This window comes from Streptomyces sp. NPDC002490 (assembly GCF_040296045.1).
Taxonomy (GTDB): domain Bacteria; phylum Actinomycetota; class Actinomycetes; order Streptomycetales; family Streptomycetaceae; genus Streptomyces.
Map to the genome: position 1 here is coordinate 1 of NZ_JBEOWM010000065.1, position 16074 is coordinate 16074.

Genomic DNA, 16074 nt, shown 5'->3' on the forward strand with positions numbered 1-16074 from the left:
CCCCGCCCAACAGGAACTCTTCTACGCCGAAGCATGGGCGGCCCAGGGCTACACCTACCGACCCGACCCCCAACGACTCCGACCCCGACCCCAGCACCCGCGCCAAGCGCAAGCACAGGCGCACCCGAGGGCGGCGGTGTGCTCGTGACGCGCGACGCCCTGACCGGGCCGCCGCCGAAGCCGTTCACCGCGCGGTGCGTGGTCTGCCACCGCCGCACGGCGGCAGCGGTCGCGGTCCGGCACGCCGGGGGCTGGGCGGCGGCAACACCGTCACCCTCTACGCCTGCCCCGCCCACGCACCCACCGTCGCCCCCGGCCCCTTCGGTGACGAGTTCGATCCGGTGACCGGACGGCCCGAGGAGGAGGGGTGAAGGGGCCGCCGCAGAAGTCCGGGTGAGTCGAGAGCCGCCGGAGGACAGGGCCGTTCGGGGGCAGTGGCCGTGGCGCCGGACTGATGTGCGGAGCCGGACGGGTGTTCGGCGGCCGGTGGGGGCGGTCCGGGGGTACCCCTGCTGTTCATGATCCGAAGAAACGAGAATCCCGGACCGCGCCGGCGGCGGGCCCTGGGGGTGGCCGTGTCGCTGACGGCCGCCCTCGCCGGTGTCCTGACCGCGGGCGGCGTCCGGGCGACCGCGCTGCCCGGGGCCGCCGAGCCCCGGGCCGTCACCACCCCGCTGCTGACGGAGACGTTCACCGGTGCCACCGCCGACGACCGGTTCGTCGCGGTGGGGTCGGCCTGTCTGACCGGTGCCCCCGCCGCCGCCCCGCCGGGGCCGGGCAACCACCCGCTCGGCGGGTGCCCCGAGGTGCGGACCGGCCCGGTGCCCCCGCTCGGGGGTGCGCCGAACGGCTACCTCCAACTCACCGACGCCTCCAACGACCAGGCGGGGGCGGTCCTGTTCGACCAGGCGCTGCCCGCGGCCCAGGGCTTGGACGTCACCTTCGACCAGTGGCAGTACGGCAGCACCACCCCGGCGACGCCGGCCGACGGGATCTCGTTCTTCCTCGTCGACGGCGCCACCTCGCTCACCCACCCGGGGGCCTTCGGCGGCAGCCTGGGCTACGCGCAGAAGCTGCCGGACGACAATCCGGCCAACCCCTTCCTGCCCGGGGTGGACCGGGGGTACGTCGGCATCGGGCTGGACGTGCTGGGGAACTACTTCGGCGACTGGGAACAGCGCGGCAACGGCTGTGAGCAGCGCTCCCCGGCCGGGACGGAGTTCCGCATCCCGGCTCCGGGCGCCAACATGGTGACGGTCCGCGGGCCCGGCGACGGCATCCAGGGGTACTGCTTCCTGACGGCCACCACCAGCAACTTCAGCACCACGGGCCCCTGGCCCTCGACCCTGCCGGGCCAGCTCCAGGGGCCGCTGACCGTGCTGCCGCCGGACGCCACGCCGGCCGAGGCGGAGGCCGCGCTGGAGCCGTCCCGGCGCCGGGTGAACGTCCACCTGACGCCCGCGCCGGACCCGCAGCTCACCGTCTCGGTGGACTTCAACGACGGGCAGGGCCTCCAGCAGGTGCTCTCCGCCCCGGCGCCGGTGCCGGTGCCGGACACGTACAAGTTCGGCTTCGCGGGCTCCACCGGGCTCTTCACCGACGTGCACCTGATCAGGAACGTGTCCGTGCACACCGACCAGGAGCTGCCGGCGCTCAACCTGGTCAAGCAGGTCCACCAGCCGTTGCCCGCGCTGTTGGAGGAGGGGACCGAGGTCCCCTACGACTTCGTGGTCACCAACTCCGGGGGCGCCACGGTCGAGGACCTGGCCGTGGTCGACCCGAAGATCGGTCCGGTGAGCTGCCCGGTCACCACCCTGGCGGTCGGCGAGACCGTCACCTGCACGGCCACGTACACGGTGACCGCGCAGGACGTGGCAGCGGGGGAGATCGCCAACACGGCGACGGCCAACGGCACCTCGGGCGGGGACCCGGTCGCCTCCCCGCCGTCCAGCACCACGGTGCCCATCGCCCGGCCCGCGGGCATCAGCGTGGAGAAGCAGGTGACGAGCCCGGGACCGTTCACGGTCGGCACCGAGGTGGAGTACGCCTACACGGTGCGCAACACCGGCGGCGAGGAGTTGACCGACGTCCAACTCACCGACGACCGGGTCACCGGCATCACCTGCGAGGCGACCGTCCTGGCGCCGGGGGGCGAGCCGGGCGACAGCACGGTCTGCCGGGGCACGTACACCGTCACCGCCGCGGACGCCGAGGCCGGATCGGTCACCAACACCGTCACCGCGACCGGTACCGCCCCGGGCGGGCCGGTGACCTCGCCGGAGGCCCGGGCCACCGTCGAGATCGTCGGGGGCCCCGCGGTCACCGTGGTCAAGGAGGCCGCCGACCCCGGCCCGTACCGGGTGGGCGACACCGTCGAGTACGTCTACACGGTGACCAACAGCGGCGGGCAGACCCTGACCGGGGTGCGGGTGGAGGACGACCACGTCACCCCGGTCACCTGCGAGGAGACCACCCTGGCGCCGGGCGCCTCGACCACCTGCCGCGGCAGTTACGTGGTCAGCGAGGCGGACGGCGAGGCCGGCGAGGTCACCAACCGGGCCCGGGCCGCCGGCGAGGACCCCGCGGGGAACACGGTGGTGAGCGACCCCGCGACCGAGACGGTCACGGTGGTCCCGGTCCGCGGTCGGATCGAGGTCGTGAAGACCGACGCCAAGAACGGCCGGCCGCTCGCCGGCGCCGTGTTCGAGCTGTGGCGGGAGTCCAACGGGGTCGCCGGACTCCAGACCCGTCCCGCGGGTTCCGTGCCGGCGGACACCGAGGTCGGCGACGCCTGCTCCACCGACCCGGCCGGTGACTGCGTCTTCGCCGACCTGCCGGTCGGCGAGTACTACCTGCGGGAGACCGACGTGCCCGAGGGCTACGTGCTCCCCGCCGACCCGGTCAGCGGGCCGTACGCGATCACCGCGGAGAACGCGGGCTCGCCCGTCGTCGTGGAGGTCGCCAACGGGCGCGGCGAGCCCGGCAAGCACAAGCACCACCGGCGCTGAGGTCCACCGGCCGTCGGGGCGGGCGCACCGCCTCGACGGCCGGGTCCGCGGCCACCACCGCGCTGACCAGCGGGGCAAGGGAACTGCAAGGTCCGTGCGAGGAAGGCGCGCAGCGGAAGGGGGATGCCCCCGTCGTACGCCGACCGTACCGACGAGCGATGGGGGATCGCATGTCCGTGGAAACGACGAGAACGGCACTGATCGAGCAGGGGCACTGGTTGACGGTGCCGGACTGCAAGCGGGTCCTGGTGGTGGTGCACACCGTGGCGTTCGCCCAGCGCCTGCGGGAGGTCTTCGGCCTGCTGGAGACCGACCTGCGCGTCCAACTGGTCTTCACGGTGGCCCCGCACGCCTTCGGCGGCGGCGTCACCGACTACCTCCGGGGGCAGGGCATCAACACGGTGCCCTGGCACGAGGCCCTGCGGGCGGAGTTCGACCTGGTGCTGGCCACCGGGTCCCGGGGCCTGCACGAACTGCGCGCCCCCGTGGTGCGCTTCTCGCACGGGGCGGGGCACATCAAACTCCTCACCGACGCCTCGCTGTTGGCGCCCGGCGAACGGCGGGTGCCGGGCATGCTCAGCCGTCAGCACCTGCTGCACGACGGCCGCTTGGTGCCCGCAGCCATCGTCTACGCCCACGAGCGGGACGTGACGGAGCTGGCGCGGTCCTGCCCGGAGGCGCTGCCGGCCGCGCACGTGGCCGGGGACCCCTGCGTGGACCGGATCACGGCGGGTGCCGCGGACCGCGAGGGGTACCGGCGCGCCCTGGGCGTCGCGGAGGGGCAACGGCTCGTCGTGGTCGCGTCGACCTGGGGTCCCACTTCGACCTTCGGACGGTTGGACGCGCTGCTGCCGCGGTTGGTGGGGGAGCTTCCGGGCGACGGCTGCCGGGTGGCGATGCTCATCCACCCCAATGTGTTCGCGGGGCACGGCAGGTCGCAGGTGCACGGCTGGCTGACGGCCCTGCGGAACCGGGGCATCGCGGTGGTGCCGCCGGAGGCCGACTGGCAGGCCCTGCTGATAGCCGCCGACTGGATCATCGGCGACCACGGATCGCTGACCGCCTACGGGACGCTCACCGAGGCGACGGTGGTGCTGACGTCCTCGGCGCGGCGCGAGGTGTCCCCGGGGTCGCCGGCGGCGCTGCTGGCGGCGGTGGCCCCGGTGGTCGTCCCCGGGTACTCCCTGGCCGCGCAGTTGGCCTACGCGGCGGAGCAGCGGCACGCCACCCAGTACGAGCGGGTGGCCGAGTCGCTGTCGTCGGCGCCGGGCGAGTTCCACCGACGGGTGCGCGCACTGGTCTACCGCAGCCTGGAGCTGGGGGAGCCGGCCTGCCCGCCGTTCGTGCTGCCGCCGCCCCTCCCGCCGGCCCTGGAGCACTGGGTGCGCGGGGCGGACCGCGGGGCGCTGCGGTGAGCGCGGTCCTGGCACCGGGCGGTGTCGGGGTGCGGCCCGCCCGGACGTCCCCGCGGCGGGGGCGCCCGGGTGCGGGGTGGGCCACGGTGTGCTTCCGGGGACCGGAGCGGGGCGAGGGCCCCGGTGTGCGTACCGCCGGTGCGCTCTGGCGCGCCCGGGGCGGGCGGGGCCCGGCACTGGTGCGCACCGACGCGGTGCGTACCGCGTACCGGTACCCGGCGGCCTGCCGGCACCCCTCGGGCCCGCTCCCCTGTGACGTGCACCTCTGGGTCGACACGGGCTCCCGGTACCTCGCGCGGCTGGGTGAGCACGCGGACGTGCTGGTCAGCGGGGCGGTCCTGCCCCCGGCGGCGGCCCGGCGGCGGATCGGCGGTCTGCTGGCCCACTACCCGGGGTGCTCCACGGCCGCGGTGCCCGGGCCGGACCGCCGGTGCCTGGTGGGGGTCCGCTCCCGGGACGGCGGGGTGGAGTACGGGGCGCTGGAGTGCGGGGGGCCGGGAACGACGGTCCCGGTGCGCCTGGTCGCGTCCCTCGTGCACGCCTGGGCCGTGTCCGGGCGGGCCCCGGGTGCGCTGCGCGCGGTCGTGCCGTTGCCGCGTCGTTGACGGCGGGGCGGCGCGTGCCGCTCGGTTGCGGCGGTGTTCACAGCCGCCGCAACCGTTCCTCCAGTCGTCGCGCGTCCGCGGGGCCGCACCGGAGGAAGAGGTCCCGGGCCTGCCCGTAGCGGAGCGCCGCCGCCGTCCGGTCGCCCTGGTTCTCGGCGGCTTGGCCGAGCCACTCCAGGCAGCGCGCCTCCCAGTGCTCGGAGCGGTCGGCGCCGGAGTGGAAGCGGTCGAGCGCCTCCGCCACCAGTCGGCCGCCCTCCGCGTGCCGGCCGGCGCGGTCGAGGACGTGGCCCAGCAGGGCCCGCACCCGGTTCGCCTCGTACGTCTCGCCGAGGGCCTCCAACTCCCCGGCGGCCCGCTGCAAGCGGCGGGTGGCGGTGGCCAGGTCCCCCTCCTCCAGCGCGGTTTCGCCGAGGCGCCGTCGGGTGAGCGCGGCCCCCCTGCGGTTGCCGATCGACTCCCGCAGTTCCAGGGCGTGTGCGAAGTGGGTGCGGGCTTCGTCGAGTCGGCGCGCCAACAGGCTGAGGTGCCCGAGTCCGCTGACCGCCTGCGCCTGTTGGGCGACGTCCTCGTCCTCGACGGCCATCGCCAGCGCCTGCCGGTACCAGTCGGCGGCCTCCTGGTGCAGGCCGGCGTTGCGCAGGCCGATCGCCCCCGAGGTGAGCATGCGGCCCTCGCCCGGGCGGGAGCCGCTGCGGCGGGCCGCTTCGAGGCCGAGGCGGTGGGCTTCGAGCCACAGTTCGGAGGGCCGCAGGCGGAGGAACAGGGGCCACAGGAGGTCCGTCAGCCGCCAACAGGAGTGGTCCCACCCCACCTGGGCGCAGTGCCGCACCGCGCCCATCAGCCCGTTCCGGTGGGTGTCCAGCCAGGCCAGGGCGGCCTGCGGACCGTCGAGGGGGGTGGGCGGGACGATGTCCGCGGGGAGGTCGTGCCCGGGCAGGGGGTGCTTGGGGGTGAGGATGCGTTCCGCCGAGGCGGCGGTGGACATGCACCAGTCCACGAAGCGTCGCAGCACGCGGTCCCGGTCGTCGGCCGCCAGGCGCTGGCCCAGTTGGTGGGCGTGCGCGTGGACGAGGTCGTGGAAGCGGTACGTCCCGGGCCCGGTCTCCTCCAGGAGGTTCGCCTCCACCAGGCAGTGGACGGCGATGTCGGCGGTCTGCCGGGAGCGCTCCGGCCGGCCGTCCTCGCCCGTGAGGGCGGTCAACAGGTGGAAGTCGTGCCGTTCCACGGGCAGGAGCCCCATCCGGCGGTAGAGCTCGCCGCTTTCCTGCGGCAGCACCTCGTGGGACAGGTCGAGCGCCGTGCGCATCACGGCCTCGCCGTCGACGCGCAGGGTGTCGACGGCGCCGGTGCCGCAGGAGAGGCTGTCGACGAGGGCGGACACCGAGCGGTGCGGGCGGGCGGCGAGTTGCGCGGAGGCGAGGGCGACGGTCAGCGGGAGCCGCCCGCACAGCCGCACCACCTCGTGCGCCGCGTCCGGTTCGCTCTCCACCCTGGCCCCGCCGCCGAGGGCGAGGAGTTCGACGGCGGAGTCGACGGTGAGTCCGTCCAACCGGTGGACCGCGGCCCCGTCGATGCGCAGCCCGGTCAGGTTGCTCCTGCTGGTCACCAGGACGAGTCCGGTCGGGGAGCCGAGGAGGAGCGGGCGCACCTGGGCGGCGGTGAAGGCGTTGTCCAGCATGACGGCCAGCCGCATCCCGGCGGTCAGGGAACGCCACAGGGCGCTGCGGTCCGAGAGGCCGGCCGGCACCGAGGGCGAGCCCAGGGCGATCAGGAAGGTCTCCAGCACGGTGCCGGGGGGCGTGGGGCGACCGTCCTGGCCGCCGAGGTCGGCGTGGAGTTGGCCGTCGGGGAAGTCGTCCAGGTGCTCGTGGAGCCAGTGGGTCGCCAAGGAGGTCTTCCCCACTCCGGCGAGACCGCTGACCACCAGTACCTGCGGGGTCCTGGCGGGCCGCCGGGCGCGTAACGAGTCCAGGGCCCGGTGGTCCGCCTCCCGGTCGACGAACCGGGGCGGCGCCGGGGGGAGTTGGCGGGGAAGTGGGGTGCGGGCGGGGGGCTTGTGGTGGAAGTGCACGCCGCCGTGGATGTCCCGGGCCTGCACGCTGGGGCCGTGGATCGCGGCGTTCCCGGCCAGGACGTTGTGGGAGGGCCGTGGGTCCGTCGGGGTCGGGGGCCCGGCGGTCGGGGCCGGGTGGTGGCGGAGCCACTCGGCGAGGGCCCGCTCCGTCGCGGGGTCCCGGATGCCCGTGGCGTCGAGTTCCCGGGCCAGTTCGTGCCAAGGGGGCAGCGGGGACAGGTGAGTTGGGGTGGCGTGCGGGCCCCAGTGCCGCGCCACCTCGGGGTTCGCCCGTGCGGCGGTGGCCACGACCCGGCCGAGCGCGTGCCATGCGGGGGAGTCCCGGTCGGCGCTCCAGGCCGCCACCGCCGACCGCAACGCTTCCCGTGCACAGGAGGAGAAGGCTCGCACGTCCGTGACTCCCTTCGGTGTCAACGGAGTTACTCCCCGTTCCGTAAAAGATATGAACGAAGTAACCCTCCGGCCGGTCATTCTTGACCGGGTTCCATCACTCGCAGGCGTGAACACCGGCTGTCCGTGTCACCATCGAAGACTCGGCAATCCCGATGGTCCTGTGTCCGGCGGGAGGGGTCACTGGTGGTGTTCGAGATCCGGCTGTCGGGGGCGGTCGAGGTCCGGGCGGGCGCCCTCCACAGCGACGTCGGCCCGACCAAGACGAGGCTCGCGTTGGCCGCGCTCGCCTGGGACGCCGGCCGCACCGTGAGCACGGACACCCTGGTGCACCGCATCTGGGACGACCGTCCGCCCGCCAAGGTGTCCGCGGCGTTGTATTCGCACGTCACCCGGATCCGGAAGTCGTTGAGCATCGCCGGCGACGCCCGTCCCCGGGTCGTCAACCGCGGCAACGCGTACGTGCTCCAGGCGGACCCGGACCGGGTGGACCTGCGGTGCTACACCAACTGCGTCGGTCAGGCGCGGGTCCTGCGGGACAGCGACGACGAGGAGTCGGCCCTCAGGCTGCTCGATCGCGCCGACGCCTTCTGGCACGGCGAACCCCTGGCGGGCATCCCCGGCTCCTGGGCCGAACACCTGCGGGCGGTCCTCGCCGAGACGACCCTGTCCGCCGCGGTGACCCGGGCCGGGATCCTCCTCGCCGCGGGGAGGTACTCCGAGGTGGTGGCCCTGCTCGGGCCCTTCTCGGAGGTCCACCCCACCGACGAGGCGGTGGCCGTGAAACTGGCCGTCGCCCTGTACGGCGGCAACCGCACCGCGGAGGCAGCCAGGCTCCTCCACCGCACCCGGCAGCACGTCGCCCGGGACAGCGGACTCGAAGCGGGCCGCCGGGTCCACCGCATCCAGCAGGGAATCCTGAGCGGGACCCCCGCGGTGACCCTGGTCCGGGCGGTCGTCGGCCGGGGCGAGGCGCCCTCGGCGCCGGTGCGCAAGGCCCCCGACAACCTCCCGCGCGACGTGCCGTGGGCCGGGCGGCGGGACGAACTGCACCGGCTGGCCTCGGCCGTCTGCGAAGGGGACGGAGCCGGAGCGGTGGTGACCGTGGAGGCCATCGACGGCCTCGGCGGAGTGGGCAAGACGGCCCTCGCCGTGCACCTGGCGCACCGGCTGCGCGACCGCTTCCCGGACGGTCGCCTCCTGCTCCACCTGGGCGGACGGGGCCCGGACCGGACGCCCCCCTCCGCCACCAGGGTCCTCACCGAGCTGCTGCGTCTGCTCGGCGAGGACGGCAACTCCCTGCCCCGGGAACTCGGCGAACTGGTGGAGCGCTGGCGCACCGTGGCACGCGACCGGCACATGCTGGTGATCCTCGACGACGCCGCCGGTTCCGAGCAGGTCCGTCCGCTGCTCCCGGGGGCGTCCCCCACCGTGGTGGTCGTCACCAGCCGCCGTCGACTGCCGGGCCTGCCCGGGGTGCGCCCCCTGTCCCTGGACGTGCTCCCGCCCGAGGACGCCGTCTCCCTGTTCCGCCAGCGGTTGGGACCGCGCGGCGGCGTGCGGTCCGAGGACGTGGCGCAGATCGTCGAGGTCTGCGGGCGCATCCCGCTGGGGGTGGAGATCGCCGCGAGCCGGCTGCTCTCCCGTCCCTCGTGGACCACCGGCGACCTCCTGCTGCACCTGTGCGTCGGGGGCCGGCGCCTGGTGCACCTCCGGGACGGCGAGCGCTCGCTCGCCCACGTGTTCGCACTCTCCTACCGGGCCCTGAATCCTCAACAACGGTTCGCATTCCGGTGCATCGGCCTCCACGCCGGCGTGGAGTTCGACTCACCCGCGGTGGCGGCGCTCACCGGATCGACCCCGGCGGAAGCCGAACACACACTTGAGGAACTGCTCTCCTATCACTTGGTGTCCGAACCTGTGCCACACCGCTTCACTATGCATGACCTTTTGCGCGACTACGCCCGTTCACTCGTGGAAGCGGAAGACGATCCTCCCGAACAGGGCGCCGGACAAAGGATGTTGGAGTATTACCTGCGCACCGCGGATGCCGCCGACCGGTTGGCCTATCCCTTTCGCCTCCGCACGGCCCTCGACGGCGCCGGTCCTTCGGTGACCGCGTGCCCCCACGTCGTCGACGCCCGGAGCGCGGAGAACTGGTTGACCGTGGAGTCCGCCAACCTCCTGGACGCCCTGGACGCACTCGCACGACACGGGAACGAACGTCGACTGGCGCTCGGCGTGCACGTACTGGCGGGGTTCGTGGACGTCCGAGGCCACTCGACGGCGGCGGAGCCCCTGCTGCGCCGGGCCGTCGCCCACTGGCGCGGAGCGGGGGACGGGGCGGCCACCGCCCGGGCGCTCCTCGACCTCTGCGTGATCCACACCCACACCTCGCGCTACACCGAGGCGATCGCCACGGCCCAGGAGGCCGTGGACACGGCCCGCTCCCTCGGCGACGCGGACGTGGAGAGCGAAGGGCTTCACCAGCTCTCCATTTCGCTCTGGGAAACCGGCCAGTACCAGCAGGCGCAGGTGCTTCAGCGGCGATCCCTGGAATTCCTTTTGCGGACGGGCGACGTGCTGCGCGTCGCACGGTGCCGAAATCTCTTGGGGATTATTCACCTGCACCTCGCGCAGAGCGCCGACGCGTTGGAATGCTTCACGCTGGCCCTCGCTGAGTTTACGCAAATGGGAGATCAGCGGGGCCGATACAGTGCCATGAACAACACTGCAGAATTGTATCGACGTAGGCTGGCCGATCCGCGCGCGGCAGAAAGGGTCTACCGCGAGGCACTCCTGGTTGCCGTACGGCTGGGTAACAGGAGGGACGCGGCGACCGTCCAGATGAACCTGGCCGCGGTGCTCGACGCACTCGGCAGTTCCGATGAGGCGCTCACGTTGTACGGAGCCGCACTGCCCGTGCTGCGTGAGGTCGGTGACCGGCGCAACGAGGCCGTGGCGCTCAACGGCATCGGGCGGGCGTTCCGCGCCATCGGTCGCGGTGAAGAGGGGCTGCGGTACCACGTCGCGGCGCTCGCGGTGGTGCGCCGGATCAGCGCGTTGGGCGAGGAGCCCGATGTGCTGTACGACCTCGCCGTCACGGAGCGGGAGACGGGTCGCACGGAGCAGGCCCTGGCCCATCTGAGGGAGAGTCTGGCTGTCAGCAGGCGCCTGGGCGCGCCGGCTGAAGAAGCCCGTGCGTCACGTGCGCTGGCCGAACTCAACAACTCCCCCCGCGCGCTGTAAGCGCGGTCGGTTAGCTCGTTCTTCGGCGAGCGGAGCCCTCTTTTTCCCTGTGCTGCCTGTGAGGTGGCCGGGTTGAACAGATCTGCCTCCACGAGCATTCGATCATCGGGATAGGCTCTGATCGACGAGGCTGCGCCATCTTCATGTGAGATCCACGTGTGGTTTTTGTGCGGAGCAGCTGTCGTTGAACATAAAAGTTCTCGGAAAGGTGCAGAAGGAAGTGAAGAAATCAACCCTCATGGCTGCTGCGCTCAGTTGTATAGCCTACGCCGTGACATGGAACTGGATGTTCCCTGGCAGCGGCGCCGCCTAGCGATAGCGGTGCAGTAGTAGGTCGCCCTGGCCGCCCCGTCGGTCAGGGCGGTCCGACCGCCGAACTGATCGCCGACCCGCCCCCGGGTCCGCTCGGTCGGGAGCGCCCGCCTCTCCGCCCCACCCCCCCCGTGATGTGACGCGGGTCACGGGAAGTCGCCCACGGGTGCCGGACAGTTGACGGGAGTGAACACACATCTGCGCACCCGGGTCAGGGCCGGGGAACCGACCGCGTTCGCGGAACTCTTCGACAGTCACGCCCGCGCGGTGTACAACCACGCCTTCCGGCTGACCGCCGACTGGTCGACCGCCGAGGACGTGATGTCCGCGACCTTCCTGGAGGCGTGGCGGATACGGGACAAGGTCTCGCCGGAGGGCGGCTCGTTACGCCCCTGGCTGCTGGGCATCGCCACCAACACGGCACGCAACCACCACCGCAGCAACCGCAGGTACCGGGCCGCGGCCAACGCCGCCGCGGCGGCCGAACTCTCGGTGCCCGACCACGCCGAGGCGGTGGCCGCCCGGGTCGACGACCGGCGCCGACTCGCCGCGGCGCTCGCCGCGCTCGCCGCCCTGCGCCGTCCCGAACGCGAGGTCATCGCGCTCTGCCTGGGCGAGGGGCTGGACTACGAGGCCGCGGCCGAGGCGCTCGGCATCCCGGTCGGCACGGTGGCCTCCCGACTGTCCCGCGCCCGACGGAAGTTGCGCGCCCTGGCCGGGGACGACGGGGCCGGGCGGGGGAGCCGGGCGTCCGTCGATCCGTGCGAGAAAGTCACCCCCGACCGGGAAGTCGGACCGCTCCGCCGACAGACAAGAGACGACCGCACACCTGCGATCCGGCCCGCACAGGAAGGAAACCGATGAACGCGAACACGTCCCGGCCCCACCCGGACGGACCGGACGAGCACGCCCGGTGGCTGCTCTCCGGCACGGCGCGCGACCTGCCGACGGGCCGCCACGAACTCCACAAGGAGCGTCTGATGGCCCAGATCCACGAGCAGCAGCAGGACGAGCGCACCACGCCCTCCCCTGCCCCTCGGCGACGCCTTCGGCTGCCGCGCCCCTCGATCGCCCTGCCGCTGGTGGCGGCGACCGTCGCCGGCGCCGTCGTCCTCGGCCTGGTGCAGAACGACGGCGGCGGCGCGCGGGAGGGCGGAGTCGCCGTCGGTCCCGTTCTGACCACCCCGATCGGCGCCGGGTCCAGCAAGGGCGTGCCGCAACTCCTCGACCGGATCTCGGCGGCGGCGGGCGAGAAGTCCCACCCCACCGTCGAGGACGGGCAGTTCGTGTACATCGAGTCGAAGGTCTCCGACATCTTCCCCCAGAGCATCGACGGCAAGATCTCGGTGGGCAGCTACGCACTGCACCGACGTCAGGTCTGGAATTCCGGGGACGGCACCGAGGGCTGGTTGATCGACCCCGCGGTCAACGACAGCCCGGAGGGCCAGACCCTCGGCCTCCCCGACGAGAAGGGCAACACCCCCGAGGCGAACCTGAACGCCCCCTCGCATGAGTACCTGTCCGAACTCACCACTGACCCGGACGAACTCCTCGCCAAGATCTACGCGGAGACCAAGGGCATGGGCAACTCCCCGGACCAGCAGGCGTTCGCCACCATCGGCGACCTGCTGGGCGAGAGCTACCCCCCGGCGGAGTTGTCGGTGGCACTGTTCAAGACGGCCGCCAAGATCCCCGGTGTCGTCGTGGTGGACGAGGCCGTCGACGCGGCCGGGCGCAAGGGCGTCGCGGTGGCTCGGCTCGACGAGGTCGGTGGTTCCCGGGAGGAATGGATCTTCGACCGGAAGACCCACGCCTACCTCGGCAGCCGCACGGTCCAGGTGCGGCCGGGCACCGGTGAGGACGCCGTGCTCAAGCCCGGCATGGTGCTGCACACCAGCGCGATCATGACCCGCGCGGTGGTCGACGGCATGCGCGAGGTCCCCGCCGGCTGAGCCGGCCCCCGCTCCCCGCGCCGCGGTGACCCGGCCGGGGCGGTCCCCCCGGGACGGGACACCGTCCCGGAGGGACCGGGGTCGGGGCCCGCCCCGCCGCGGACCTCCGCCCGGGCGCCGCCACGGTCCGCGCGGAGGTCCGCGCGGAGGTCCGCTGGGACGGTCTCAGCCGTAGCGCCGGACGAGCGCCTCGCCGATCGCGGCCAGGTGGTGACGGACCCCCGGCGGGCCCGTCACCTCCAACCACTCGACCAGCCAGGCGAGTTCGCCGGCGAGCACGTACTCGTCGCGGCCGCGGATCACGACCTCGACGCGGCCGTCGGGCGTGGTGCCCCCCACATCGAGCCGTTCGCCGAGCGCCATCCGGAGCCGGTCCATGGCCTCGGGCGCGCACACCGCCTGGACTTCGAGGGGCGTCCGCCGGCGGTCGATCCCGTCGGCGATCTCGCGCCAGCTCTCGGCGAGGTCGAAGTCCTCGGGCCGGTGCACGGGGTCGTCGGTCGGGGCGACGGAGGACACGCGGTCGATCCGGAAGGTCCGCCGGCCGGCCCCGGTGGCGGCGACCAGGTACCACGAGGGGCCCTTGGCGACGATGCCCAGCGGGTGCACGGTCCGTTCGGTACCAGTGCCCGCGCGGTCCACGTAGCCGAGCCGCACCTGGACGCCGCGGATCACCGCGTCCTGGAGCGCGTCGAGGAAGGGCGGGGGGCGGTGCTCGATCCGGCCCGCCCCCCACCGCTGCGGGTCCGTGACCAACGAGGACGCCGCCGCCTCGGCCTGCGCCCGGAAGGGTTCCGGCAGGGCGCGGACGAGCTTGCGCAGGGCCGCCTTCACGGTCGGCGTCGCCGCCGACGCCTGACCGGCGAGCAGGAACAGGGCGCGGGCCTCGCCCGCGGTCAACCCGGACAGGTCGGTGCGGGCGCCGCCCACCAGGCGCCAGCCGCCGCCCCGGCCCTGCACCGAGTACACGGGCACCCCGGCCGCGGCCAGGGCGTCGAGGTCGCGGCGGGCGGTGCGCTCGGAGACCTCCAGTTCCCGGGCGACCTCCGCCGCGGTCACCTGCTGGCGCCGTTGCAGCAGGAGGAGGACGGCCACCAGCCGGTCGGTTCGCACATCGCCCACACTTCCACAGGAAACCGGTCATGGGGTGACCGGTTTCGGTGGCCAAGATGGCGACACGGCACTCAGCGAGGAGCTCCACCGCCCACGTCCGCCCGGATCGCCCCGGCGCCCACCGGGGGTGGGCCGACGCCGTCGTCGGGGACCCTCGCCGCCCGAGCAACCGGGCTGTCACCCGGAAAGACCGAGAACACGGAGAGCAGAAGCCATGCCCGACCCCAGCGCATTTCCCGAACCCACCCTCGTTCCGGTCAACGGCGTGGTGCTCGAAGTCTTCGAGGCGGGTGCGGAGAACGCCGGAAGGCCCATCGTGCTCTGCCACGGCTGGCCGGAGCACGCCTTCTCCTGGCGTCACCAGGTGCCCGCCCTCGTGGCCGCGGGCTACCACGTCATCGTCCCCAACCAGCGGGGCTACGGCAGGTCGTCCCGTCCGACCGAGGTGACGGCGTACGACATCGAGCACCTGTCGGGCGATCTCGTCGCGCTCCTCGACCACTACGGGTACCAGGACGCCACCTTCGTCGGCCACGACTGGGGCGCGATGGTCGTCTGGGGGCTGACCCTGTTGCACCCCGACCGCGTGCACAAGGTGATCAACCTCAGCCTCCCCTACCAGGAGCGCGGTGAGCGGCCCTGGATCGAGGCGATGGAGGCCGTGCTCGGCGGCGACTTCTACTTCGTCCACTTCAACCGCCGACCCGGCGTGGCGGACGCCGTGTTCGAAGAGGACGCCTTCCGGTTCCTCCGCAACCTGTACCGGAAGAACGAGCCCCCCAGGGCCCCTCAGCCGGGCATGGCGATGATCAACCTGGCCCGGGCCGAGACCCCGCTCGGCGAACCCGTCATGAGCGACGAGGAACTGGACGTCTTCGTCACCGCCTTCGAAGAGTCGGGGTTCACCGGCAGCGTGAACTGGTACCGGAACCTCGACCGCAACTGGCACCTGCTGGCCGGCGTGGACCCGATCGTCCACCAGCCCACGCTGATGATCTACGGCACCCGGGACCTGGTCGCGAGGTCCGAGCGGCTGACGGAGTTCGTGCCCCGCGCGGAGGTGGTCGAGCTGGACTGCGGCCACTGGATCCAGCAGGAGGAGCCGGAGCAGACCAACCGCGTGATCACGCAGTGGCTGGAGCGGCAGGACGGATGAGGCAGGTCGGCACGGGTCCCGCTCGGTGGCGGGCGGACCCGTGCCCCTCCGCCGCCCGGCCCCGGCGGACCGCCCGCGGTCGGTCCGCCCTAGGCTCCGCACCCATGGGACTCTCCATCTCCGTGGGCCTGCTGTACGACCAGAAGCGCAACGACCCGGAAGGGTACGCACACCACCGTCGCGCCTTCGACCGCCTTGCGCTGGCCCTGCGCGCCGAGGGCGTCGACTGGGGCGAACCGGAGATCACCGATCCGCCCACCGCCCACACCCACTCCGGCGGATTCCCGTACGGCGACCTGATGCGCCTGCGCCGCGCCTACGTCCTGTCCCCGTCGAGCGGCGAGGCCGCCCTCCCGCCCGCGCCGCCCGTCGACGGCCCGGCCTGGCGCCGGGACCTGGAGCGGATCGAGGACGAGACGATGATGTTCGCCTCGCACCTGCTGTGCCACTCTGACAGCTCCGGGTACTACGTGCCGGTGGACTTCGCCGACCCCCTCTTCCTCTCGCCGGAATCGGGGGTGGCCGGCGGCGGCATGGTGGGTTCCACGCACCGCCTCCTCCAGGAACTCGACCGGGTGGCCGCCGTCTTGGGCGCCCCGGACGCCGTCCCCGCGGACGGCGACCCCCACGCCCCCGAGCGCCGGGCCCTGCACCAACTGCGTGCCGCCTGCCGGGCCGGCATCGCCGGTGGGCACGCCCTGGTGTTCCACTGAGCGGCAGGAGGGGCGGGCGGCGCCGGCGCACGGCGGCGCCGCCTCCGCCCGGTCCGAGGGAAGGCCCGTTCCCGGTGGGCGGCC

Annotated in this window: 11 protein-coding genes; 9 read left to right on the forward strand and 2 right to left on the reverse strand. The window is 73.5% G+C overall.

The features are described 5' to 3' along the window. Positions 1-194 precede the first annotated feature (194 nt). The 4 genes from ABT092_RS27855 to ABT092_RS27870 all read left to right on the forward strand — a co-directional run bounded on the left by ABT092_RS27855 (position 195) and on the right by ABT092_RS27870 (position 5028). Positions 195-371 carry a hypothetical protein gene (locus tag ABT092_RS27855; RefSeq protein ID WP_351248672.1) on the forward strand — a complete coding sequence of 59 codons (177 nt, stop codon included), beginning with the start codon at positions 195-197 and terminating at the stop codon, positions 369-371. 147 nt (positions 372-518) lie between these two features. Next, positions 519-3008, forward strand: coding sequence for a CLIPPER-2 domain-containing protein (locus ABT092_RS27860; protein ID WP_351248674.1), 2490 nt, complete (start codon positions 519-521; stop codon positions 3006-3008). Positions 3009-3178: 170 nt separating this feature from the next. Next, a complete protein-coding gene (locus ABT092_RS27865) occupies positions 3179-4423 on the forward strand; it encodes a hypothetical protein (protein WP_351248676.1) in 1245 nt (414 codons plus the stop codon). 125 nt (positions 4424-4548) lie between these two features. Then, a complete protein-coding gene (locus ABT092_RS27870) occupies positions 4549-5028 on the forward strand; it encodes a hypothetical protein (RefSeq protein ID WP_351248678.1) in 480 nt (159 codons plus the stop codon). A 37-nt stretch (positions 5029-5065) separates the two neighbouring features. On the opposite strand, the gene ABT092_RS27875 is transcribed toward ABT092_RS27870, so the two are convergent. After that, positions 5066-7495, reverse strand: coding sequence for an ATP-binding protein (locus tag ABT092_RS27875; RefSeq protein WP_351248680.1), 2430 nt, complete (start codon positions 7493-7495; stop codon positions 5066-5068). Between the two features lie 186 nt (positions 7496-7681). On the opposite strand from ABT092_RS27875, the gene ABT092_RS27880 reads away from it, so the two are divergent. From ABT092_RS27880 to ABT092_RS27890, 3 genes are all read left to right on the forward strand, one after another. Next, on the forward strand, positions 7682-10744 hold the full coding sequence (locus ABT092_RS27880) for an AfsR/SARP family transcriptional regulator (protein WP_351248682.1): 3063 nt from the start codon (positions 7682-7684) through the stop codon (positions 10742-10744). Positions 10745-11242: 498 nt separating this feature from the next. Continuing rightward, positions 11243-11920: an RNA polymerase sigma factor gene (locus tag ABT092_RS27885; RefSeq protein WP_351248684.1), complete on the forward strand. Its 678-nt coding sequence runs from the start codon at positions 11243-11245 to the stop codon at positions 11918-11920. Further along, positions 11917-13008, forward strand: a complete 1092-nt coding sequence (locus tag ABT092_RS27890; RefSeq protein ID WP_351248686.1) for a CU044_5270 family protein — start codon at positions 11917-11919, stop codon at positions 13006-13008. The genes ABT092_RS27885 and ABT092_RS27890 overlap by 4 nt, the downstream gene beginning before the upstream one ends. A gap of 165 nt (positions 13009-13173) precedes the next feature. Here the strand turns inward: ABT092_RS27890 and ABT092_RS27895 are convergent, their stop codons facing one another. After that, the gene (locus ABT092_RS27895) at positions 13174-14121 is read right to left on the reverse strand and encodes a helix-turn-helix transcriptional regulator (protein WP_351248714.1); all 948 of its coding nucleotides are present in this window, start codon (positions 14119-14121) and stop codon (positions 13174-13176) included. A 214-nt stretch (positions 14122-14335) separates the two neighbouring features. On the opposite strand from ABT092_RS27895, the gene ABT092_RS27900 reads away from it, so the two are divergent. After that, positions 14336-15277 carry an alpha/beta fold hydrolase gene (locus tag ABT092_RS27900; RefSeq protein WP_351248688.1) on the forward strand — a complete coding sequence of 314 codons (942 nt, stop codon included), beginning with the start codon at positions 14336-14338 and terminating at the stop codon, positions 15275-15277. Between the two features lie 104 nt (positions 15278-15381). Continuing rightward, complete coding sequence (locus tag ABT092_RS27905; protein ID WP_351248690.1) at positions 15382-15990, forward strand: putative DNA-mimic protein; 609 nt, start codon at positions 15382-15384, stop codon at positions 15988-15990. Positions 15991-16074: the final 84 nt, after the last annotated feature.

Bases quoted from the DNA above. Each gene is read 5' to 3' on its own strand.
- ABT092_RS27905 (WP_351248690.1), top strand. From the start codon at position 15,382: ATGGGACTCTCCATCTCCGTGGGCCTGCTGTACGACCAGAAGCGCAAC.
- ABT092_RS27890 (WP_351248686.1), top strand. From the start codon at position 11,917: ATGAACGCGAACACGTCCCGGCCCCACCCGGACGGACCGGACGAGCAC.
- ABT092_RS27900 (WP_351248688.1), top strand. From the start codon at position 14,336: ATGCCCGACCCCAGCGCATTTCCCGAACCCACCCTCGTTCCGGTCAAC.
- ABT092_RS27860 (WP_351248674.1), top strand. From the start codon at position 519: ATGATCCGAAGAAACGAGAATCCCGGACCGCGCCGGCGGCGGGCCCTG.
- ABT092_RS27865 (WP_351248676.1), top strand. From the start codon at position 3,179: ATGTCCGTGGAAACGACGAGAACGGCACTGATCGAGCAGGGGCACTGG.